The organism is Archangium gephyra (assembly GCF_042230915.1).
Lineage (GTDB): Bacteria > Myxococcota > Myxococcia > Myxococcales > Myxococcaceae > Archangium > Archangium gephyra_B.
On sequence record NZ_CP102578.1, the window covers coordinates 5,923,354 to 5,944,059 of the forward strand.

The 20,706-nt window shown below is 71.1% G+C and carries 16 protein-coding genes; 5 read left to right on the plus strand and 11 right to left on the minus strand.

Translation table 11 applies throughout. From position 1 onward, the window contains the following. Positions 1-8: 8 nt before the first annotated feature. The 4 genes from NR798_RS23220 to NR798_RS23235 form a co-directional block, all read right to left on the minus strand. Positions 9-563, minus strand: a complete 555-nt coding sequence (locus NR798_RS23220; RefSeq protein WP_375773667.1) for a hypothetical protein — start codon at positions 561-563, stop codon at positions 9-11. Then, the gene (locus tag NR798_RS23225) at positions 560-1,597 is read right to left on the minus strand and encodes a M28 family peptidase (protein WP_375773668.1); all 1,038 of its coding nucleotides are present in this window, start codon (positions 1,595-1,597) and stop codon (positions 560-562) included. Before NR798_RS23225 ends, NR798_RS23220 begins: the two co-directional genes overlap by 4 nt. Beyond that, complete coding sequence (locus NR798_RS23230) at positions 1,594-2,178, minus strand: hypothetical protein (protein ID WP_375773669.1); 585 nt, start codon at positions 2,176-2,178, stop codon at positions 1,594-1,596. The genes NR798_RS23225 and NR798_RS23230 overlap by 4 nt, the downstream gene beginning before the upstream one ends. Before the next feature lie 70 nt (positions 2,179-2,248). Continuing rightward, a complete protein-coding gene (locus NR798_RS23235; protein WP_375773670.1) occupies positions 2,249-3,964 on the minus strand; it encodes an HAD-IG family 5'-nucleotidase in 1,716 nt (571 codons plus the stop codon). A gap of 86 nt (positions 3,965-4,050) precedes the next feature. On the opposite strand from NR798_RS23235, the gene NR798_RS23240 reads away from it, so the two are divergent. From NR798_RS23240 to NR798_RS23250, 3 genes are read left to right on the plus strand one after another with little or no spacing between them, the layout of a single operon-like run. Continuing rightward, positions 4,051-4,359 (plus strand): hypothetical protein, encoded by a 309-nt coding sequence (locus NR798_RS23240; protein WP_375773671.1) that lies wholly within the window; start codon positions 4,051-4,053, stop codon positions 4,357-4,359. Further along, positions 4,356-6,701: a serine/threonine protein kinase gene (locus NR798_RS23245; RefSeq protein WP_375773672.1), complete on the plus strand. Its 2,346-nt coding sequence runs from the start codon at positions 4,356-4,358 to the stop codon at positions 6,699-6,701. Before NR798_RS23240 ends, NR798_RS23245 begins: the two co-directional genes overlap by 4 nt. A 3-nt stretch (positions 6,702-6,704) precedes the next feature. After that, on the plus strand, positions 6,705-7,364 hold the full coding sequence (locus tag NR798_RS23250) for a response regulator (protein ID WP_375773673.1): 660 nt from the start codon (positions 6,705-6,707) through the stop codon (positions 7,362-7,364). 17 nt (positions 7,365-7,381) lie between these two features. Here the strand turns inward: NR798_RS23250 and NR798_RS23255 are convergent, their stop codons facing one another. Together NR798_RS23255 and NR798_RS23260 are read right to left on the minus strand one after the other, a co-directional pair. Next, positions 7,382-8,614, minus strand: coding sequence for a cytochrome P450 (locus NR798_RS23255; RefSeq protein WP_375773674.1), 1,233 nt, complete (start codon positions 8,612-8,614; stop codon positions 7,382-7,384). Between the two features lie 42 nt (positions 8,615-8,656). Then, positions 8,657-9,331 carry a hypothetical protein gene (locus NR798_RS23260; protein WP_375773675.1) on the minus strand — a complete coding sequence of 225 codons (675 nt, stop codon included), beginning with the start codon at positions 9,329-9,331 and terminating at the stop codon, positions 8,657-8,659. A 138-nt stretch (positions 9,332-9,469) separates the two neighbouring features. Here NR798_RS23260 and NR798_RS23265 point away from each other — a divergent pair, with 138 nt between their 5' ends. Next, positions 9,470-10,843, plus strand: a complete 1,374-nt coding sequence (locus NR798_RS23265) for a HEAT repeat domain-containing protein (RefSeq protein ID WP_375773676.1) — start codon at positions 9,470-9,472, stop codon at positions 10,841-10,843. Positions 10,844-10,849: 6 nt separating this feature from the next. Here the strand turns inward: NR798_RS23265 and NR798_RS23270 are convergent, their stop codons facing one another. Beyond that, positions 10,850-12,112, minus strand: coding sequence for a hypothetical protein (locus tag NR798_RS23270; protein WP_375773677.1), 1,263 nt, complete (start codon positions 12,110-12,112; stop codon positions 10,850-10,852). 236 nt (positions 12,113-12,348) lie between these two features. Between NR798_RS23270 and NR798_RS23275 the strand changes: the two genes are divergently transcribed. Continuing rightward, the gene (locus NR798_RS23275) at positions 12,349-14,265 is read left to right on the plus strand and encodes a trehalase family glycosidase (RefSeq protein ID WP_375773678.1); all 1,917 of its coding nucleotides are present in this window, start codon (positions 12,349-12,351) and stop codon (positions 14,263-14,265) included. A gap of 90 nt (positions 14,266-14,355) precedes the next feature. Here the strand turns inward: NR798_RS23275 and NR798_RS23280 are convergent, their stop codons facing one another. The 4 genes from NR798_RS23280 to NR798_RS23295 form a co-directional block, all read right to left on the minus strand. After that, positions 14,356-16,809 carry an LPS-assembly protein LptD gene (locus NR798_RS23280; RefSeq protein ID WP_375773679.1) on the minus strand — a complete coding sequence of 818 codons (2,454 nt, stop codon included), beginning with the start codon at positions 16,807-16,809 and terminating at the stop codon, positions 14,356-14,358. A gap of 43 nt (positions 16,810-16,852) precedes the next feature. Continuing rightward, the gene (locus tag NR798_RS23285; protein ID WP_375773680.1) at positions 16,853-18,514 is read right to left on the minus strand and encodes an ATP-binding protein; all 1,662 of its coding nucleotides are present in this window, start codon (positions 18,512-18,514) and stop codon (positions 16,853-16,855) included. 130 nt (positions 18,515-18,644) lie between these two features. Then, a complete protein-coding gene (locus tag NR798_RS23290) occupies positions 18,645-20,258 on the minus strand; it encodes a transglycosylase SLT domain-containing protein (protein ID WP_375773681.1) in 1,614 nt (537 codons plus the stop codon). Continuing rightward, positions 20,255-20,653: a BlaI/MecI/CopY family transcriptional regulator gene (locus tag NR798_RS23295; RefSeq protein ID WP_375773682.1), complete on the minus strand. Its 399-nt coding sequence runs from the start codon at positions 20,651-20,653 to the stop codon at positions 20,255-20,257. The genes NR798_RS23290 and NR798_RS23295 overlap by 4 nt, the downstream gene beginning before the upstream one ends. Between the last annotated feature and the right edge of the window lie 53 nt (positions 20,654-20,706).

Below are 20,706 nucleotides of genomic sequence, written 5' to 3' on the forward strand. Positions count from 1 at the left end.
GCGGGCTCCTAGAAGGTGACCCCGGCCTCGAGCAGGCCGAGCGAGTAGTGCAGGCCCAGGCCGGGCAGGTCCGTGCCGGCGCCAATGCCGAGCTGGAGGACGGAGACCTGCACCGACTCCAGCTCGAAGCGCACCGGCGCGAGCGTGACGCCCAGGGCCATGGCGGGGCCCGTGAGGCGCTCGGGGTGCTCGGGGGTGAGGAAGCTGAGGCGCTCGCCGAACAGCGTCGTCACGGTGAGCAGGGCCGCGGGGGCCCACATGCCGCTGCGCTGCACGCCCGCTCCGACGCGCAGCGAGGCCGCGTTGCCGAGCAGCGACAGGTAGCCGAGGTCCGCCTGGAGGATGAAGCGCCCGTTGATCGTATCCCGGACGCCGAGCCCACCGCCGACGCCGCCCATCGTCCGGGCCGCGGACAGGTACACCTGCGCGCCCGCCGTGGTGAAGACGGAGAGCCGGTGGTGCGCGGCGGGCGCCTCGGCCCGCGCTCCGGCGGGAGCGCACACCAGTCCGAGCCCCAGTGCGAGCGCGCCCGCCTGGAGCCATGAGAGAGGAGAGGTCTTCATGGAGTGGGCCCCCCTGCCCAGTAGGCGATGGCCGCGGCGGCCACGCGGGTGGCCTGGCCCAGGCGGACCGGATCCAGCTTGTCCGGCGTGTCCGTCTCCTGGTGGTAGTGCGGGTTGCGGAACGGCGCGGTGTCGGTGAGGAAGATGGCCTTCTGGTGGTTGAACCAGAAGGGGAGGTGATCGCTGAGCGTCAGGGCGAAGCCCATGGTGGAGGTGCCATTGGCCGAGGAGATGAGTGGCACCGCGTGCATCAGCTCCAGCGAGCCGTTGAGCGCGTAGACCTGCGAGGCCTCGTGGCTGGAGTCGTCGTTGGCGATGATGGCCAGGAAGTCCCCCTTGGAGGGCGAGGGCAGGCCGGGAATCGACTCCTGGGAGCCCTCCTCGTCGGAGTAGTAGCCGATGCTGTCGAAGACGAGCGCGGTGACGACCTGCTCGCTCTTGCCTTCCTTCACGTAGCGGTGGCTGCCGGAGATGCCGTACTCCTCCATGTCGAAGCCGACGAAGCGGATGGTGCGCTCGAACTTGTAGCGGGAGAGCACGCGGGCCAGCTCCAGCACGGCGGCGACCCCGCTGCTGTTGTCATCCGCGCCCTGCCAGAAGGCATCGAAGTGGGCGCCCACGAGGATGACCTCTCCGGGCTTCGTGGTGCCCGGGAGCTCGGCGATGATGTTGCGGGTGCGCATGCCATTCTCGCCGAGCGACACGTCGTCGGTGACCCGCAGCCCGTCGAACGACACGAGCTGCGAGCGCACCCATTCCCCCGACAGGGAGTTGGAGAGGTGGCACAGCTCGGGCCACGTCTCGCGAGTCGTCGCGGGGACGAGGGGCACGCAGTCGATGGACTGATCCGAGGCGTGCTTCTGGGTGAGCGTGAGGAGATCGCTCCAGACGCGCTCGGGCTGGATCTCCCCGGTGAGCGCCTGGAGGGCGGGCAGATCTGCCCCTTCCAGCAGCTGCGTCGGAGCGCACGCGGTGCCGCCCGCGAGGCCGAGGCCCGTGGCGAGCAGCAAGAGGGAAGCGCGCGGGGCTCTCATAGCTGCACCTCCAGGCGGGCCAGCCCGAGGTGGAGCCGCTGGGCCGTGCGGAACGGAGGGCCGGCGGGCCCCCACTGCACCTCCGGGCCACCGATGATGAAGCGGCCGAAGTGGAAGCGCAGGGGCGCGGCGTGGATGGCGAAGTAGAGGGGCCCGGACACCAGGGCGTCATTCTGCTCGTACAGCTCGACGCCCATGGGGAGGCGGACGGCCCGGCGAGGCAGGGAGACCCGGCTGAACCCCACCTCGAGGCCCCCGGCGGGCTCCCAGAAGCCCACCCGCGTGCGCAGCTCCCCCCGGGCATAGAGCTCGAGCGGGAAGGTCGTCTGGCTGGAGGGCAGGGCGTAGCGCAGCCCGCCGCCCACGAAGAGGTGGCGTCCGGGGCCCTGGGTGCCGAGCGCCCGGTGGTACGCGGCGTCCAACGTCATGGCCGCCTCGGCGTTCCGCCACAACCCGAGCTGCTGGAAGCTGGAGACGCCGATCGACACGCCGTGGGCCACGGGCTCGCCGGGCTCGGCCATGGCGGCCGGGGCGAGCAGACACGCGCCCACGACGAGCCATCTGGAGGGGTGTACGTGCATGGACGGGGGGTTCCGTAGGTGGGGGGCCCCCAGCCTGACCCAGACGGCGGGTCTCACACAATGGGGCGCTTCATCCGTTCTCGCCCTTGGCCGGTCCTTCGCTGCCCACCTGCGACAGCTTCGCCGTCCACGAGCCGGCCTGCTCGTGCGGCATCAGCTCCCGCGGCGAGCGGTAGTACTGCATCGGCGAGTCATGCAGGAAGTTGGACACCCGGCTCGTGTACAGGCACGCGTAGCGCTCCACCTGCTCGCCGAAGCGGCTGTTCTCGTGGCCCTCCTTGAAGAGCAGGCCCCAGTACGGGTTGAAGCCTTCCTCCACCTCGCACTCCAGCGTGTCCGCGATGTCCGTCGCCTCGCGCAGCGCCCAGCGCAGCTTGTCCAGCTCGGCCTTCACCCGCCGCCGCTCCTCCTCCAGCCGCTCCGGCACTCCCGCCTCCAGGTCCCCGCGCTCCAGCTTCCGGTCCAGCACGTTGAGCTGGCCCTTGCGGTGCGCCACCTCGTCGTCCAGCCGCTCCCGCGCCAGCTCCACGTCCGACAGCCGTTGGATGCGCTCGCGCTGGCCGTCCGTGTAGGTGATCTCATCCTCGATCTCCTGCACCACCATGCACGTGCGCCACAGCGACGTCTTCTTCGACTTGAGGATGTCGCCGTAGATGTGATCGCCCACGTACAGCACGCACTCGCCCGCGTAGCCCGTCTGCTGCTCGAACTGCAGCAGGTTGCCGCCCTGGTACACCTTGCCGCGCTCCACGCTCGCGGCCTCGCCCACCACGCGCGCCTCCTCGCCGGGCCCCGCCGTCTCCAGCTCCAGGAAGGGCCGCTGCTCGGAGAAGAACGCCGGCTTGGCCGCCAGCGTCACGATGTAGTCGAAGTAGTTGCGCCAGCTCGGGTACTCCGCCACCTGGCCGTCCAGCAGGTAGCGCATCACCGCGTCCGTGTAGTCCCACGCCGAGTTCGTCAGCAGGAACAGCTTCTTGCCTCCCGAGCGCAGCTTGTGCAGCGCCGGGCCCAGCTCCGGGTCCTGGAAGACGTAGCGCCCCAGCTCCTTGCGCACCTCGCGCTTGAGCGAGTTGTCCCGGTGCACCGTGTCGATGGCGTCGCGGATGTCGTCGTACAGCTTGCCGTAGTCCACCCGCTGGCCCAGCGACTCCAGCAGCTCGATGATGCCCGCGAAGAGCCACGCCTCGGGCAGGGCGAAGAGCGTGTCGATCCACGCGAACTGCGGGTTCTTCAGCTTCACGCGCTGGTTGCGGTACAGCTTCTTCCACACCTCGCGATCCAGCGGCCGCAGGCCGTGCCAGGCCCGTCCCACGTAACCGAAACGGTCCATCTTCAGCAGGTTGCCGTTCGCCTTGTCCACGGCCAGCCCGCGCATCACGAAGTGGTGGTCGTACTGCAGCTGGCCGATGACGGAGGGGTAGCCGCGCTCGGTGACCAGCTTCGCGAGCGTCATGTCATAGGCCAGCTGCTCCAGCCGGCGCATGTGGTAGATGGCCAGCGTGTAGTCCATGTCGAAGCCGATCAGCTCGACCTGGGCCATGCGCAGGTTGCGGTTGACGAAGATGTCCCGGGCCCGGGGCACCTGACGGATGGGCGCTCGCGGCACACTCAGCAGGCGGGCGAGCTCGGCGTCGGTGAAGAGGCCCTGGGCGCGGCGCTCGGCTTCCTGGGCGTGGGCCCGGTTGAGCGAGGTGCGGAAGCTGCCGTGGAGGGGATCCGAGGTCGTCGGGCTCCCCGGGATGGGTCCGGTGGGTGAGAGTTTCGGGGACACGGGACAGCAAGACATAACACGCGCCCCTCGGGCGCCACCATTCATACGGGTTGTCCACCTTGCGGGGTTGCAAGCGGGCGTGGCACGCTCGCGGGTCCGCAATGAGATCGCCCGCCCGACGTTCCCCCCCGTCCGACGCCGAGCTCCACGCGCGGCTCGCCGCCCGCATCGAGGCCCTGGAGGACCGTGTCCGCCAGCTCGAGGTCCGGGTGCGCGGCGCCGCCGTGGCCGGACGGGTGCGCGCCTCGGGCCGGGTGCGTCATGACACGGCCGCTCCCCGGACAGCCAGCCGGCCTCGTCCGCGCTGCCCTGGCTGCACCCTGGAGCTGCCCTCCGGCCGCAAGGGCAGGGCGTGCGTCTGGTGCGGATTCCAGTTCGACGCCGTCCGGTCCCGGAAGAGGAAGGGATGAGCACCGCCTACCGGTTGACCGGCCGCATCGAGGCCGGAGATCTCGCTGAGCTGTACGAGGCCGTCCAGGAGCCGGGGGGCCCCAAGGTCGTCATCAAGCTCTTCCACCCGAAGACGTCCGACCCGCGCTACGCCACCGTGCTCGCCGGGGCCTACAGCGTCCTCAATCCGCTCAACCCCGAGGGCATCGTCCCCATGCTCGACATGGGGTTCGTCAAGCAGCGGCTCGCCGTGGTGCGCGAGTCCGTCGAGGGCCACTCCCTGGGCACCGCGCTCTACCGGCTCAACACCAAGGAGGTCCTCCTCCCGCCGGCCACCGCGCTCTGGCTCATCATCCAGCTGCTCGAGTCCGTCGAGCGCGCGCACGCGGCGGGCGTCGTCCACGGCTCCATCACCCCGGGCAACGTGCTGCTCTCGCGCGCCGGGTTGCCCTCGGTGTGTGACTTCGGGACGCTCCAGGCGCTCCTGGCCGTGCCGGAGCTCAAGCGCGCCTTCGCCGGCCGCGGCCGCAGCGCCTACCGCGCCCCCGAGGTGGGCCGCGGCGAGCCCCCGGACGTGGTCTCGGACATCTACTCCATCGGCGCCATCGCCTACGAGCTGCTCACCCTGCGCGAGGCCGTCGTCCCCGATGGGGGCGTCAGCACCCGCCGCGCCGGGCTGCCTCCGCCCAGCCGCCTGGATCGCCGCCTCCACGCGCGGTTGGATCCGATCATCCTGCGCGCGCTGGAGGGCACGCCCACGCGGCGCTTCCGCTCCTGCGCCGAGTTCGCCGCCTCGCTGCGCAACTTCCTGTCCACCAACGGCGGGCTGCCCGGTGCCGAGGACGCGCGCCGCTTCGTGGCGGAGCTGTTCCCCAACGAGATGATGGCCGGGGCCCAGGGTCCGGTGCCGTTCTCCGAGCGCTTCACGCTCACGCCCATCTCCGGCGTGTCGCTGGCGGAGGTGGGCGCGGACGCGCTGGAGAAGTCCGTGGTGGTGCGGCCCTCGTTCAGCCCGGCCGTCAGCGAGGCCGACACCATGGAGGCCCCGCCCGCCTTCGAGGAGTACCAGCCCGAGCCCACCGTGACGCCGGGGCCCATGATGGACAGGGGCCTGCTGGACTCCACGCACGTCTTCGGCACCGAGGCCGATCAGGAGGCGCTCGAGTCCACCTACGTCGGGCCGAAGGATGAGGGGGCCGAGGTCACCCACTTCGGGAAGAAGGGCGGCACCCAGGTCACCACCCGGGTCAAGCCGAAGGAGGGGACCCAGGTCACCCGCGTCGGGCCGAAGGAGGGGACCCAGGTCACCCAGGTCGAGTCCAGGCCGGGCTCCAACGTGCCGGGAGATGACGAGCAGACGTGGGTGGCTCCTCCCGGGGCGGCCCCGCCCAAGCCGCGCCGCTCCCCCGTGCTGCCCGGTGGCTCCGCTCCCCGGGAGGTCACGCGTATCGGCAAGAATCCCCGCCTGCGCGTGGTGGAGGACTACTCCCGCCCCGAGCCCAAGCCGGAGCCCGAGCCCTCCCAGGCGCCGGTGGACCCGGATGATCTGGTGGACACCGCGAAGATCGAGCCGACGGGGGTGCGCATGCGGCTGCCCGCCTCCGAGGGCACGCAGACGCGGGCGCGCATTCCTCCATCGCCCGCCTCCGAGGGCACGCAGACGCGGGCGCGTCTTCCTCCATCGCCCGCCTCCGAGGGCACGCAGACGCGGGCGCGCCTGCCTCCGTCGCTGGTGCGGAGCCATGTGTCCGAGCAGCCACCCTCGGCCGAGCCGGATCGCTCGTACATCCCCATGCCCCCGCCCACGTCGCCCGAGGTGAAGGCGGCGGTGGCCCAGCGCCGCCTGTTCACCGAGGAGCGCAACCTCCTGGAGGACCTGCGGCGCCGGCGCCGGATGATGGCCGTGGCCGGTGGCATCGCGCTGGTCGGGGTGGTGTGCTTCGCCCTGGGCGTGTGGAAGTTCTCGCGGCGTCCCCAGCTCGACACGGACCCCAAGGTGTCCGCTGTCAGCGGCGCGGTGGAGCAGTACCTCCAGATGCCGGATGCGCCGCCTCCCGAGCCCGAAAAGCCCACCGGGACGGCGGATCCCGAGGCCGACTCTCCCTCCGGCGAGGCCGAGGCGACGCCCAGGACGGGGGTCGCGTACCTGTCCATCAGCGCCAACCAGCTGTCGCGCGTCTACATCGACGGCGTGCGGGTGAAGCGCAACCTGCCCCTGGTGCGCTACCCGGTGAGGCCGGGCACCCGGGAGATCATCATCGAGACGATTGGCATCCCGCGCCAGCGCGAGCTGTTCGAGCTTCGCCTGGAGCGCGGCGAGCACAAGAAGCTGGAACAGCTCTTCAAGCCATCCCCCCGCTAGGCCATGGACCGGACCCGCGTCTTCGTCGTCGAGGATCAGCCGAACCTGCTGCGCAACCTCCTCAAGGTGCTGGGCACCTTCCCCGAGCTGGAGCTGGTGGGCAGTGCCCAGGATGGGGAGCAGGCGGTGGAGGAGGTGGTGAAGGTGCTCCCGCAGCTGCTGCTGCTGGACCTGGAGCTGCCGGGCTTCAACGGCATCGAGGTGACGCGGCGGGTGAAGCGCCGCGCGCCCGAGGTGGAGGTCCTCATCCTCACGTCCTTCGAGGACGAGCAGAAGGTGTACGAGGCCATCCAGGCAGGGGCCTCGGGCTACCTGGTGAAGCGGGTGGGGCCGGAGAAGATCCGCTCGGGCATCCGCGAGGTGATGGAGGGGGGCACGGTGCTCGAGCCCCTGATCGCGCGGCGCTTCTGGAACTACTTCCAGTCCATCCAAGCGAAGCCGCCCGAGGCGGAGAAGCAGAACTCCTGGGGCCTCACGCCCGCCGAGTTCGACGTGCTGCGCTACGTGGCCAAGGGCCTGTCCAACGCCGAGGTGGGGCGGGTGATGACGCTGGAGCGGCGCACGGTGCGCACGCACCTCTCACACATCTACCGGAAGATGGGCGTCAACTCGCACGTGGAGGCGGTGGTGCTGGCCCTGCGCGCGGGGCTCGTGGATCTGTGAGCCCCGCACCGGGCGCCTCACCAGCGCAGGGGCAGTGAGTCGAAGCCGCGGAAGGTCACGCTGTGGCACTTGGGCACCAGCGGCCGCGTCTCGTCCAGACGCAGCCCGGGCATGCGCTCCAGCAGCTGGGTCACGCCGATCTCCAGCTCGCGGCGGGACAGGCCGGCCCCCATGCAGTGGTGCGCCCCGAAGCCGAACGAGACGTTCTTCTGCTTCGTGCTGTCCCGGGTGATGTCGAAGCGATCCGGATCCGGGAAGGCCGAGGGATCCCGGTTGGCCGAGGCCATCACCAGGAAGACGAGCTGGCCCTTGCGGAGCTGCTTGCCGTGCCACTCGAAGTCCTCGGCGGCCACGCGGGTGATGGAGGGCACCGCCGTGTCGTAGCGCAGCATCTCCTCCACCGCCGACTTCATCAGCCCCATGTCCGCCTTCAGCTTCTGGAGCTGATCCGGGTGGGTGAGCAGCGCGTAGACGCCGTTGCACAGCTGATCCGTCGTGGTGGTGTGCCCGGCGAACATGATGAGGCAGATGTTGGCCACCAGCTCCTCGGGCGTCATCCGGCCCTCGGCCTCCGCCTGGAGCATCAGGCTGAGCGAGTCCGTGCCGGGAGCGCGGCGGCGCTCCTCGATGATGGGCAGCAGGAGCTGCTTCATCTCCACCATGGCCTGGTTGGCGTTGGTGGCCAGCTCCACCGGGTTGGAGCCCACCGCGGGCGCGCTGAAGGCGGCCATGTGCTCGGACCAGCGCTTGAAGCGGGCGCGATCCGCGAGCGGGACGTTGATCATCTCGGCGAGCGCCAGCGCGGGCATCGGGAAGGCGATGTCCTTGAGCAGATCCATGTGGCCCTGGGGATACACCTCATCCAGCAGCTCGCGCATGATGCGGTGGACGGTGCCGCGCATCTCGTCCAGCCGCTGGTTGGAGAAGCCCGTGAGCGTCTGCCGGCGCAGCCGCACGTGCTCCGGGCCATCCTTCATGAACATCTGATGGCGGATGGTCTGCAGGAACTCCTGGGCGATGGCCGGGTCGAGCCCCTGGATCTGGTACTCGAAGAGCTGCGCCCGGGAGGCGCTCAGACGCGGGTCCCGGAAGCCCGCCATCACGTCGTCATGGCGGGTGATGAACCAGGACTGCATCGGCTCCACGAAGTGGACCGGATCGTCCTTCCGCAGCTCCTGGTAGAGCGGGTAGGGATCTCGCAGATTCTGGGGGCTGAGCAGGTTGCGATCGGTAACGGTGGAGCCAGTCATGGCGCGGCAGACTAGTTGCCGCTCCATGCACTGTCGAGGCGCTCAGGGGGCGTTGCGCACCAGCCGCAGGTGGCGCTTGCGGCCGCGCGGACCGCCCTGGGAGGCGTCCGGGGCGTGCGGCACATAGGGCTGATCGCGCAGGCCGTCCTTGTGGCTCCAGTCCTTGGGCGCGAACGGATCCGACGGCCCGCGCAGGGCCGAGCGGAGGATGACGCCGAAGAGCACCGTCAGCAGCAAGGACACGGTGATGAGCGTCAGGCTGGAGTTGGTGAACAGGCCATCGAGCGCGGGCGCCGGATCCGGCATGAACAGCATGGCGGCGAGCACCATCCACCACAGCCCGCACACCACCAGGCACGCGCTGCTGAACCAGATCTTCACCCGCGACCAGACGGTGCGCCGCGAGGGGAGGGCGGTGACCGCTCCGCGCTGCATCGGATACTGCCGCGACGGCTCTTCCTCGTGCGCGAGCCTGGCCAGCGCGTGCTGCGGGACGGCGCTACGCCTGCGCTCGCCGCGCCTGCGCTCACCACCGGCCGCGAGGGGCACCGCGGAGCCGTGGCGCCGACGCACCGCCGCGATGGCGAGCACCAGCAGCACGAAGGCGGTGAGCGCGGTGGGCCCCATCCGGCTGGCACCGTAGGCGCCGTGGATCACCAGGGCGCAGACGAGACCAGGGAGCAGCAGCCGGAAGCGAGGGGGCGGAGACGCCAGCATGAGGTGAACGGTAGCAGAGATGGGGGCGCGCTCCAGTTTGCCACCGGTGCGGGTCTCCAGGACACCCCGCGTCTCCCTCCGGGCGTCCAGCCTGCCTGGATGGACTCCGGGCGAGCTGGAACGGAGACTGTCCCGTGCATGCCATCTCCGGATCTGAAGAAGGTGCTCTCCTGGCTGGCACGGAATCTGTCCCCCCGGACCGGTGAGCCCCTGGACATCCCTCCTGGCATCGAGGGGGCGCTCTTCTGGCGCGTGGAGCGGATCCGCGAGGACACGATGGCCATGGCCTGGCTCGTGCTCCGCATGGTGATGGACCCGCCTGGACCCGCGCGGACGGCGATCATCCAACGGCTGCTCCAGGTCTTCGCCGTGGATCCCACTCCCGCCGTGCTCCGGGCGATGCCGGAGCAGCTCGTGGAACTGCTCGACAGTCCCGAGCCGGAGGTGCGCTACCTCGCCGCCCGGTTGGTCGACGCGCGCGAGACCCCGGCCGCCATCCCCGGTCTGCGCCGCGGGCTGGGGGACTCGGACTATATGTTGCGCCGCACGTGCCTCCAGGCCCTGCGCTCCGCCGGGCTCCCGCCCGATGCCGTGGTTCCGCATCTGCGCTCCGAACGGCTCGTGGAGCGCGAGGCGGCGCTCGAGCTGTGCGGCCGCCCACTTCCCGAGCTGCTGCGCCGGGAACTGTGGCGCCTGCTCGAGGATCCAGCGGTGTCCGTGCGCTACCGCGCGGCCGAGAGGCTGGGCGCGGACCCGGAGGCACCCGGGCTGTGCGCGGTGGCGCTCGACATGGTGCGGACGGGCGGGGAGCGCTCCTCGCGGGCCTACGCCATCCGCCTGCTGGGGAGGCTGGGGCTCCGGACGGACGCGCTCCCCGTGCTGCTCGAGGCGCTGCGCTCGGGCGAGGACGAGTTCGTCCGGGTGGCGGCCGCGGAAGTGCTCGGCGTTCTCGCGCCCGACGTGACCGAGGTAGCGGATGCCTTGGTGGCGGCGCTGAAGGACGGTTGGGATGGGGTGGGCATCGCCTCGGCCCGGGCGTTGGCCTCGCGCGGGGCCACGACGGAGAGCGTCATTCCGAGGCTGCTCGCGGCACTGGCGGACCGGAAGCTTCCGGAGCGGACGCGTGGGCAGGTGGCGCTCACCCTGGCCCAGCTCGGGGTGCGTGAGGCGGTGCCGGAGTTGCTGCGCCAGCTCACGCTGCCCGACCGCGTGTTGCATGAGCACGAGTGCGAGCCGTATCAGAGCGAGGACATGCGAGGCGCGTCGACGCCCCAGTTGAAGCTCGCCGTGATGCGGGCGCTCGGGGAGCTTGGGGAACCCGCGCGGGCCGCACTGCCGGCGCTCTTCGCGAAGGCCCGCGCGGGCGTGATGGAGGCGCGGCTGGAGGCGGCGAGGGCGCTGGTGCTCCTGGGCACCGCGCCCGCCGAGGTGCGCTCGCTCCTCCAGGATCTCCCGCTGTCGGGAGAGAAGGGGGAGCAACTGCTGGAGCTGTTCGGGCTTCTGAAACCCTGACGGGGCTCAGGTGCCGGACGGCTCCGCGGTGGGATCCACGATCGGCTCCGGCATCACCCAGAGCGCCGAGGGCGCGCCGTAGGCCTGCTCGAAGGCGTAGAGGATGCCCGTCCAGCGGTCCCAGAAGACGGCCCAGTTGTACTCGGTGGGCGGCGAGGTGAGGAGGCTCCCGTCCCGGTCCGGCTGGCTGTACGCGTAGTCGGAGTAGTTCCACTCGAGGGTGCCGAAGTCCGTGGTGAGCATGGGGGTGAGGGCCTGCAGCAGCGCGGCGCGGGAGACCTCGTCCGGGTGGGCCACGGCCGGGGTGAAGACGGGCTGCGCCATGTCATGCTGCTCGCGCCAGGCCACGTAGTTGTTTCCCATGGCGATGAGGGCGTCGCGCGCGGCCGGAGTCGGCGCCAGACGGGCCTCCTCGTAGAGCGCGAAGGCCGCCACCAGCAGGCTCTTCCAGTGCATGCCCGGGAAGAGGGTGGCGAACTGGTAGGGCCGGGGCGTGTCGTTCACGTGGGCCACCGCGTACTGGTAGGCGAGCTGGGACTCCTGCGGCACGGCGTCCTGGAGCGAGAACTCCGTCAGCACGCGCGAGGGCGTCACGTCGCCGGTGACGCCGCGGCGCCAGTCCAGGTAGAGGAGCGCCGAGCCGCCGATGTCCGAGAAGATGGCCAGGTTGCCCTCGTGCAGCGTGCGCTCCAGGGTGATGACCACGGACTCGGCCTTGTCGAGCGGGAGGAAGGCCGGCGCGCTCCAGTAGAGCGAGGCGAAGCGGGACGCGGTGGTGGCGAAGGTGCGCGGATCGGCCAGCGCCTCGCCATTCATGGCCGTGGTGAGCGAGGCCAGCGAGGCGGCCGCGTCGATGGGCAGCCCCCGGACGACGAGCTCCAGGGAGAGGTTCTCCACGGTGACGCGCACGGTGCCGGTGATGCCCGCCCGGTCGAGCGCATGGAGCACCGAGAGCGAGGGCTGGCCCCGGGCCGCGTCGAGCATCCGCCGGGCCAGGGCCGCGCCGAGCATGCCCTCGCCGCCCGTGCGCGAGGCGTGCGGTGCGAAGACGAACCAGTTGGGCCGCACGTTGCTGCTCCCGCCGGGCTGGAGCGACGGATCGAGCAGGCCGCCCAGCTCATAGGCGATCTGGATGTAGCCCTCGGTGATGCGCTGGTTGTCCTCGAGCGGGGTGGGGGCGTCGTCGGCGCGCGCCGGTGGGGCCAGGGCCACGAGGGCCAGGAGCAGCGCGGAGGCGAGGGGACGGAGGAAGGGCGGATGCGTGTCCACGATGGATCTCCAAGGGGGTGGGTTCGGGTGGAGCGGAGGGCAGGGTAATCAGCGCGAGCGGCTCCACACCCCTCAAGTGGGAGCCGTCTCCCCAACTGTGTCCGCGCTGGGACGTTTGACGTCAAAGCAGTTCAGCGTCAGTCCGGCAGAGAAGCGGGCGTGCTGCACGCGGTGCATGTTGGCGCCGGGACGGACTCGTGTACCTTGGCGCTGCTTCCTTTTCGAAGGTCGAACGAGTGCCCACCCAGACGCCGTCTCTGAGCCTCTCCCGTTCCTCCACCGCCTCACGTCCCACGACGCCCGCCGCCACGCCGGTGCTGTCCGCGACCACGGCCACCGCGCGCCTCGCCCTCGATGTGCTGATGGCGCTGGACCTCGATGGGGACGGCCGCCTCACGGACCGGGATGCCGGACGCGCCCGGGAGGATGGGCTGCGCTTCGCGGTGGACCTGGAGCTCGTCCCGGGCGCGCGCCTGGAGCTGGCCGGGGCGGAGCGGCTCTCGCATGCCGCGGATGTGCTCGCCGAGGAGATCCTCGAGGGGCGCGGCGAGGACCCCGGGCTCCCCGTGGAGCGGATGCTGGAGCCGCGCACCCAGACGCTGCGGCGGCTGATCGACGACGGCTGGCAGGGGCTCGTCCGCCGCTCGGATCGGGCCGGGGAGCTGAAGAAGGCGCTGCAGGTGATGCCGGTGAAGGACCCGGAGGGTACGCAGCGCGTGTACGTCCCCGCGCGTGATCGCAAGGCCCTGAAGAAGCTGCGCGCCGAGGCCCGGCGCTCCGGCGGCCTGGAGATGGTGCCGCTGCAGAAGCCTCGTGGTGCCGGAGACTGGGAGGCGCTCATGCGCCAGCCCGGGATGCTCTACCTCCCGCGCCCGTACATCGTTCCGGGCGGCCGCTTCGTGCAGATGTTCGGCTGGGACAGCTACTTCAATGCCCGCGGCGCCCTGGCCTCCGGCCACTACGGGCTCGCGCGGGACATGCTCGAGAACCAGCTCTACGAGATCGAGCACTACGGGAAGATCCCCAACTCGAACCTCAGCTACCACCTGTCGCGCACCCAGCCGCCGCTCATGCCCCGGCTGGCGCTGGAGCTGCACGCGGTGCACGCGGACCGGCGCCTGCTCAAGCGCGTGGCCCGGATGGCCGAGCAGGAGCTGGAGACGGTCTTCCGCACGGGCGCTCGCGCCACCCCGAGCGGGCTGTCCCGCTACAAGGACGACGCCGAGGGCCCCGACGCCGAGGACCTGTCCAGGTTCTACGCCGGCTCGCGGCCGGACGACGCCGGGTTCCACCGCCATGACCGGGCCATCCGCGAGAGCGGCTGGGACATGTGCCACCGCTTCGGCACGGCCACGCACCACCACGAGCCGGTGTGCCTCAACTCGCTGCTGTTCCAGTACGAGATGGATCTCTCGGGGATCCTCCGGCAGGTGGACGGGGAGGACTCGCTGAAGGCGGCCCGCTACGCGAAGGCGGCGAGGGCCCGGGCGCGCACCATGCGCACGCGCTTCTGGGACGCGGAGCAGGGGCTGTTCTTCGATCATGACTTCGTGGCCGGACGCCGCTCGCGCTACGAGTGCCTCGCCACCTTCTATCCGCTGTGGACGGGCTGGGCGTCGCGGGAGGAGGCCGCCATCGTGGCCGCCGCGCTCCCGCGCTTCCTGCATGACGGGGGCCTGACCTCCAGCAGCCGGGCCTCGCGCGAGGCCGCGGGTGGAGAGGACTTGCAGTGGGACTGGCCCTTCGGCTGGGCGCCGCACCAGATCATCGCGGTGGAGGGCCTGCGCCGTTACGGCTTCCACGCCGAGGCGGATGCGGTGGCCTACCGCTGGCTGTCCATGGTGTTGGACATCGCGGGGAGCCACAACGGCCTCATCAAGGAGAAGTACGACGTGGTGGGGCGGTCGGCCGAGGTGGCCGTCGAGTACGGCAACCAGGGCGCGGATCGCGGAGTGCTCCTGGCCCCGAGGTCCGAGCGGACGCTGGGCTTCGCCTGGACGAACGCCTCGGTGGTGCTGCTGATGGACGGCCTGTCTCCCGGGCTGCGCGAGGCGCTCGACGCGGGCATTCCCGCCGATCGGGTGCTCGGTCCGCGCGATCAGGGGGGCCGGGGCCGCTCCCGGAAGAAGCGCGCCTCCCAGTCCGTCGCGTGAGCACGGGAGGGACCTCCCTCCCGGGCGCGCTCGGTTCAAAGTTGTCCAACTGTTGGACAACTTTTAGAACCTCGCGCCCGGAGGGGCTCTTCAGCGTCCGAAGGTGCCCAGGTTCAGCACCGTCACGCTCAGGCCCCAGTCGAAGTTCGTCCCGGGTCCCAGCCGCGCCCAGGAGTTGAGCCGCCAGCAGTCGCACGAGGGACTGAACGACACGCTCAGCGTCTGGGAGAACAGCTCCGGCACGTCACAGCGCGCCGGATCCTTCCGTTGCACCTCGGCCCCGTACCCCACGTTCAAGCCGAACGGGAAGCTGGCCGCGGCGCCCATCAGCACGCGGTCGACCGGCTTGTTGGCGAACGCCGCCGCGCTCGAGCAGGACACGTCCGCCCCCGGGCTCGGGGCCTGGGGCTCGAAGGGAGGGGGCAGCAGCATGTCGATGGGCCGGCGCACCTGCTCCGAGCTCGCCAGGGCCCGCTCGTACCCGGCGTTCACGCTCAGCCTGTTCGGAAGGATGCTCCAGCCGATGTTCGCCGAGAGCTGGGTCAGCCGCTCGTCCACCTCGGGGGTGAACAGGTCCAGCCGGCCCCGGGCCTCCGCCGTCACCGGGCCCAGCACCGCCCGGATGCGCCCCGAGGTCTCTCCCAAGCGCCGCTCCAGGAAGTCCACTCCCTGCACCACATCCAGCCGTCCCAGCTCGCTCGTGCCGGTGGCGCCCTCACGCCTGAGCACCTTCTGGCGCAGCGCCACCTGGCCCTGGAAGAACCCGTCCGCGGGTACGGCGGCGTCCACCTCGTCATAGACCTGGGGCGCGTTCTGCCCGAAGACTCGCGGCACCGCGCGCAGCTCCACCGACGGCATGAGGCTGTGGCGGATCGCCGTGGCCCCCTCGCCGAACACCCTCGACAGCTCCGTGTCCAGGTACGCGCCCACCATCCCGTACCCGCGGTGGCTCGTCTGCCGCTCCACCTCATTCAGGTAGATGCTCTCGCGCACCACCAGATAGGGCGTGAGCCGCAGGACGCCCCCCACGTCGAAGGTGGCATTCACGCGCGGCAGGACGTCCAGGCGGGTGCGTGCCTGGCGCTCGCCCGGATCCAGCCGGCCGTTGCCCTGGGTGCCATCCGCATCCGGCAGCGTGGGCCAGTAGACCCCATCCGTGCCCTCGTCCCCCAGCAGCCCTCCGAGCGGTGACAGCCGGGAGAGCTCCAGCTCCACGCCACCCGTGAGCGGGCCGAGCAGCGGCACCGGGGGGATGGCGTAGCGCAGCGTGGGCAGTTCCTGGAAGACGGGCGGGCGCGGGGCGTCGCCGAACAACGGGTAGCCCCAGCGGAGGTCCTGACGGTAGGCGAGGGCGAGCCCCGCGTAGTCGTCCTGGCCCCGGTGGTACACCGTGGCCGTGGAGGGGACGTAATAGTACGAGCGCGCGAACCCGGAGTTCGTCGTGGTGTCCGAGAAGAGGAAGCCGTCCGAGTAGAGCTTCACGTCCGCCCGCGCGAAGTAGCCGTTGCCGAGCTTCTGCCGGTGCTCCAGCAGGCCCCAGCTGCGCAGCCCCCGCTGCCGCGCATCCGGCGCGAGCACGTTGGGGTTGAGCGGATCCCGCTCGGGCTTCAGGTCATAGAGGAACTGCCACCACAGCCGCCCCTCGATCGCGGCCCCGCCCTCGGGGTCGGCGAGGGGCACGTACCGGAACTCGGTGGACAGGCGCGGGCCCTTCACTCCAAGCGAGCCCACGGTGGGATCCTTGGGATCGTTGCCGAACGCGTACCCCGGCGAGAGCGTGACGTCGTAGCTGCGCCCGAGCGTGAGGAAGATCGGCTCGTCCAGCTGGAAGCCGCTCAGGCCCGAGCCGGTGACCTCGGGCAGGAGCAGGCCGCTCGCGCGCTCCGCCAGGGGAAGGTAGACCCAGGGCAGCAGGAGGACGGGCACGCCGTATACGTGCACCGCGGGCACGGTGAGGGTGGCGCTCTCTCCGGGCTTCACCTCCGCGCCCCGGGTGGAGATGCGCCAGCTCGGGGTGAGCACGTCGCAGTCGCAGGGCGTGAAGGACGACTCCTCCAGCACGTACGAGCCATCCTCCTTGAAGCGGAAGCCCTTGGTGGTGAAGGAGAAGGTGTTCTTGCCGGCCTTCGCCAGCTGTTCGGAGGTCTCCAGGGCGGCGAGCGCCTCCGGCGCCACGTTGTCCTTCTGGACGAAGGCGGCGCCCTCGCCGCTGGCGCTCTCGGCCGTCAGGGTGCGGGTGCGGCGGTCCACGGTGAGGTGCTCGGCGAAGCCGACCAGGCCCCGCATCACCAGCCGCACGTTGCCCCGGGCCTCCGCCACCTGGGTGGTGTGATTGTAGGTGATCTCATCGGCGCGGATGACCGACGTCCCCGTGCGCAGCACCGCGTTCTTCCGGGCGGTGATGACCTGGCCCGGCTCGGTCTCGACGCGCACGTCTCCCCGGAGCTCCACCGTCTCGCCCAGGAGGTCCTCCGGTGAGGAGGGCACCGGGAGCTGCCCGGAGGCGGTGGTGAGGGCAACGGTCAGGAGGAGCAGGCCAACCATGGAACCGCGCACTCAAGACCAACGCCGCTCCGTCGGCAATGAACTATCGCAGGCAGGTGCGCACGGTCTCCGGGCTGAACGGCTTCTCGATGCACCTGGGGGCGTGGCGATCCACGAACGCGACGGCACGCGGGGTGAAACAGCCCGCCGTCATGAAGACCATGCGCTCGGTGAGCTCCGGGTACTTCGCCGCGACCACCTCGTACAGGTCCATGCCCGTGAGGCCCGGCATCATCAGATCGCAGAAGATGACGTCATAGCCCGCGTCCCCGGCCAGCAGCTCCAGCGCGCGCGTGCCGCTGGTGGCCCGCTCGATGGTGTGCAGGGGGCCGATGGTCCGGGCGAGCGCCTCGATGACCTCGGGCTCGTCGTCGATGACCAGCACACGGCGGGACTCCGGCGGCCCGGTCCGCCGGGTGCGCTCGTCCGCCGAGTCCTTCTGGGCCGCCGTTCCCGCCACCGGCAGCAGGGCGCGGAACGTGCTCCCCCGGCCCGGCGCGCTCTCCACCTGGAGCTGGCCTCCCATGCCCGTGATGATTCCATGGCACACCGAGAGTCCCAGCCCCGTGCCCTCGCCAATGGGCTTCGTGGTGAAGAACGGCTCGAAGAGGCGGGGGATGTTCTCGGCGGGGATTCCACACCCCGTGTCGCGCACCTCGATGGCCACCCAGTCCTTCCCGTGAGGCCGGATGGTGAGCGTCACCTGGTTGCCCGACACATCCCCCTCGGGGAGCGCCTGCGTGGCGTTGAGCAGCAGGTTGAGGAAGACCTGTCCCAGGCGCGACTCGTTGCCCACCACCGAGGGCACCGCCTCGTAGCTCCGCAGGAGCCGGGCCCGCAGGCGCAGCTGGTGCTCCGCCATGGCCACGGCGAACTCCAGCGCCTCCCGGACGTCCACCGTCCCCAGGGCGTCGAACTTGCTGCTGGCGAACGTGCGCAGATCCTTCACGATGCCGCGGATGCGCTCGGCGCCCTTGCGCGCGTGCTCCAGCGCGTCCACCACCTCCCGCATCGCCTCGTCCTGCTCCCGCTCCCCGAGCTCCTCCAGCGCGAACGTCACGTTGGCCAGCACGTAGGACAGCGGGTTGTTGATCTCATGCCCGACACCCGCCGCGAGCTGTCCCGCCGTGGCCAGCCGCTCGGCCTGGATGAGCGCGCTGCGGGCCGCATCCAGCTCGGCCGAGCGCCGGCGGACCAGCTCCTCCGCCTCCGTGCGGGCCTGGTGCGCGCGCGCGAGCAGCGCATCCCGCTCGAGCTCGGCGCGGTGCCGCCGGGTGATGTCCTCGATGACGGCGATGAAGTAGTCGGGCGTCCCATCGGGCTTGAGCACCAGGGACACCGTGAGGGTAGCCCAGATGGTCTCCCCGGACTTGCGGACGTAGCGCTTCTCCATCGAGTAGGTGGAGATCTCGCGAGTGAGCACCTGCTGGACCTGCTTCAGATCCGCGGCCAGGTCCTCCGGGTGGGTGATGTCCTGGAACGTCAGCTCCATCAGCTCCTGGTAGGGGTAGCCGAGGATGGTGCACAGCCTCGAGTTGACCCGCAGCCAGCGGCCATTCGTGCCCACGTGCGCGAGGCCCACGGCGGCCTGCTCGAAGGTGGCCTGGAAGTGGCGCAGGAGCTCCGAGAGCTGCTCGGACGCCGGGCTTCGCTCGGGCGTCTCGGGAGTCTGGGCGGGGAGGGGGGACGGGGGCGTGCTGTCCATGAGGGGGCTCAACGGAGCCCCATTCTAGGACGGGATGCGTGGCCTTGGTGAGTGCCGCGCGTCTCCGCGACCCGCCGTGCACCTGTTTGAGCGCGGAGTATCGACGCCCAGGCCCCCTCCGGACGGCGGCTCAGTCGAGCAGGTGCGGGTTGCGCAGGATGAGGAGCCCGGCCTGCACGGTGCTGGTGTAGTCGTTGAGGTGGCCGGCGCGGGCCAGCTCGCTGGTGTCCCGCACACCCGTCTCGCTCAGCACCCGGTCCACCTTCTTCTCGCCCTGGTTGTAGGCCGCGAGCGCCAGGCGCCAGTCCTTGTAGCGGCCGTACAGGTCGGAGAAGAGGGCCGAGGCGGCCTCCGTCTCGCGCGCCACGTCCAGCCGCTCGTCCACCTGCGCATCCACCCGCAGGCCGTACTGGCGCGCCGTCGAGGGGATGAACATCCACACGCCCGCGCCCCGCATGCCCGGCGCCAGCGAGGGCTGCGTCGAGGTCTCCGGCATGTTGGTCACCGCCGATTCGATCATCGCCACGGCCAGCAGGCCCTCGGGGAGCTGGCGGGCGCGCAGCGTGCGGGTGAGCGCCTCGCGGTGGGTGCCCAGGTTGTCCATGGCCTTCTTCATGAAGGCGCGGCCCTTGGGCGTGTTCACCAGCTGGTTGAGCTTCTCCACCACCTGCTCGTCCACCACCACCTGGATGTCCTGCTCGCGCTGCGAGGCCTGGGCGAGTGCCTGGGCCTCGGCGAGCGTCACCGCGCGGCCGCGGGTGGCGCTCTGGGCCCAGAGGGCGAGCGGGGTGAGGGTGAGGGCCACCGCGGCGACGAGCGCGGCGGTGCGGTGGGGACGGCTGGGACGCGGCTGGAACAGCATTTCGATCCTCCTTTTCGTGGGGTGGGCCATGCCGGTGACTCCGGCGGGAAGGGGTGGGGCATGGGTGGCGCGCAGCGCGGCCTCGAGCAGGCACCGGGCGTAGTCCTGCGGGCGGGCCTTGCCGCCGGAGACGAGCGCCTCGTCGCAGGCGAGCTCCTGGCAGGTGGCGAGCCACCGTCCGAAGGCGCGCACCACGGGGTTCCAGAAGAAGAGGGCGCCGAGCGCCAGGCGCACGTAGGCGAGCATCGTGTCGCGCTGGCGGTGGTGCTGCAGCTCGTGCAGCACCGTCAGGCGCAGGCCCTGCGCGTCCTCGAGGAGGCTCGGGGGCACGGCCACCCATGCGCTGGGGTGGGGGGCGCGCCGGGGAAACCAGGTGGAGAAGGCGGTGCCCTCGGAGTCACAGAGCACCACGGCCACGCGGCCCACCTGGCGTACGCGGGGCAGCGACTCGAGCCGGTGGATGAGCCGCAGGTGCTGGCGGAGCTGCCGCGCGCAGTGCACCGCCGCGGCCGTGCCGAGCAGCAGCGTCAGGGCCGTGCCCACCGGGAAGGAGGAGGGCGTCCCGGCGGGCCGGGGCGTGGGGGCGCCCGGACGCGGGCTCCAGGCGGGCTCGGGCAGCCGGGGGGTGAGCCGCACCACGGAGCGCTCGAAGGTGAAGAGCGGCCCGGTGGGCACCAGCCCTCGCAGGGCCATGCACGCGGGGGGCAGCAGGAGCGCCAGGGTGAGTGTCGCGCGCCCGGCCCTCAGCGTCTGCCGGGCCGACAGGGGCAGCCCCAGCCGTCCCATGAGCGCCAGCGCGGCGCGCAGCAGCCCGAAGCCCACCGTGAGCAACACCGCCACGCTCACGTAGCCCATGGCCAGCTCTCGCAAGGCGGCGCTCATGGCTTGGGCCCCTTCTTGCTCAGCAGGGCGCGCAGTTGCTCCACCTCCTCGGGCGAGAGCGGCACGGCCTCCACCAGCCGCTCCACCAGCGCCGAGGGCGTGCCGTCGAATACCGTCTCCACCAGGTGGCGCACGCTCTGGACCTCGTAGGCCTCGCGCGGCAGCAGCGCCGAGTACAGGTGCCCCCGGCCCACCTTCCGGCTCTGGAGCACGCCCTTCTGCTCCAGGATGCGCAGCACCGTGGACACCGACGTGTAGGCCAGCTTGCGCTCCGGCGGCAGGGCCTCCAGCACGTCCGCTACGGCCACCTCGCCCTTGCGCCAGACGATGTGCATCAACTCCAGCTCCACCGGCGTGAGCGGCTTGCTCTCTTCGTTCTGGGTCGGCCTGGACACGCTCGTCACCTCCGGCGCCCAAACTACTAAGGCCTTAGTTGAATCGCAACTAA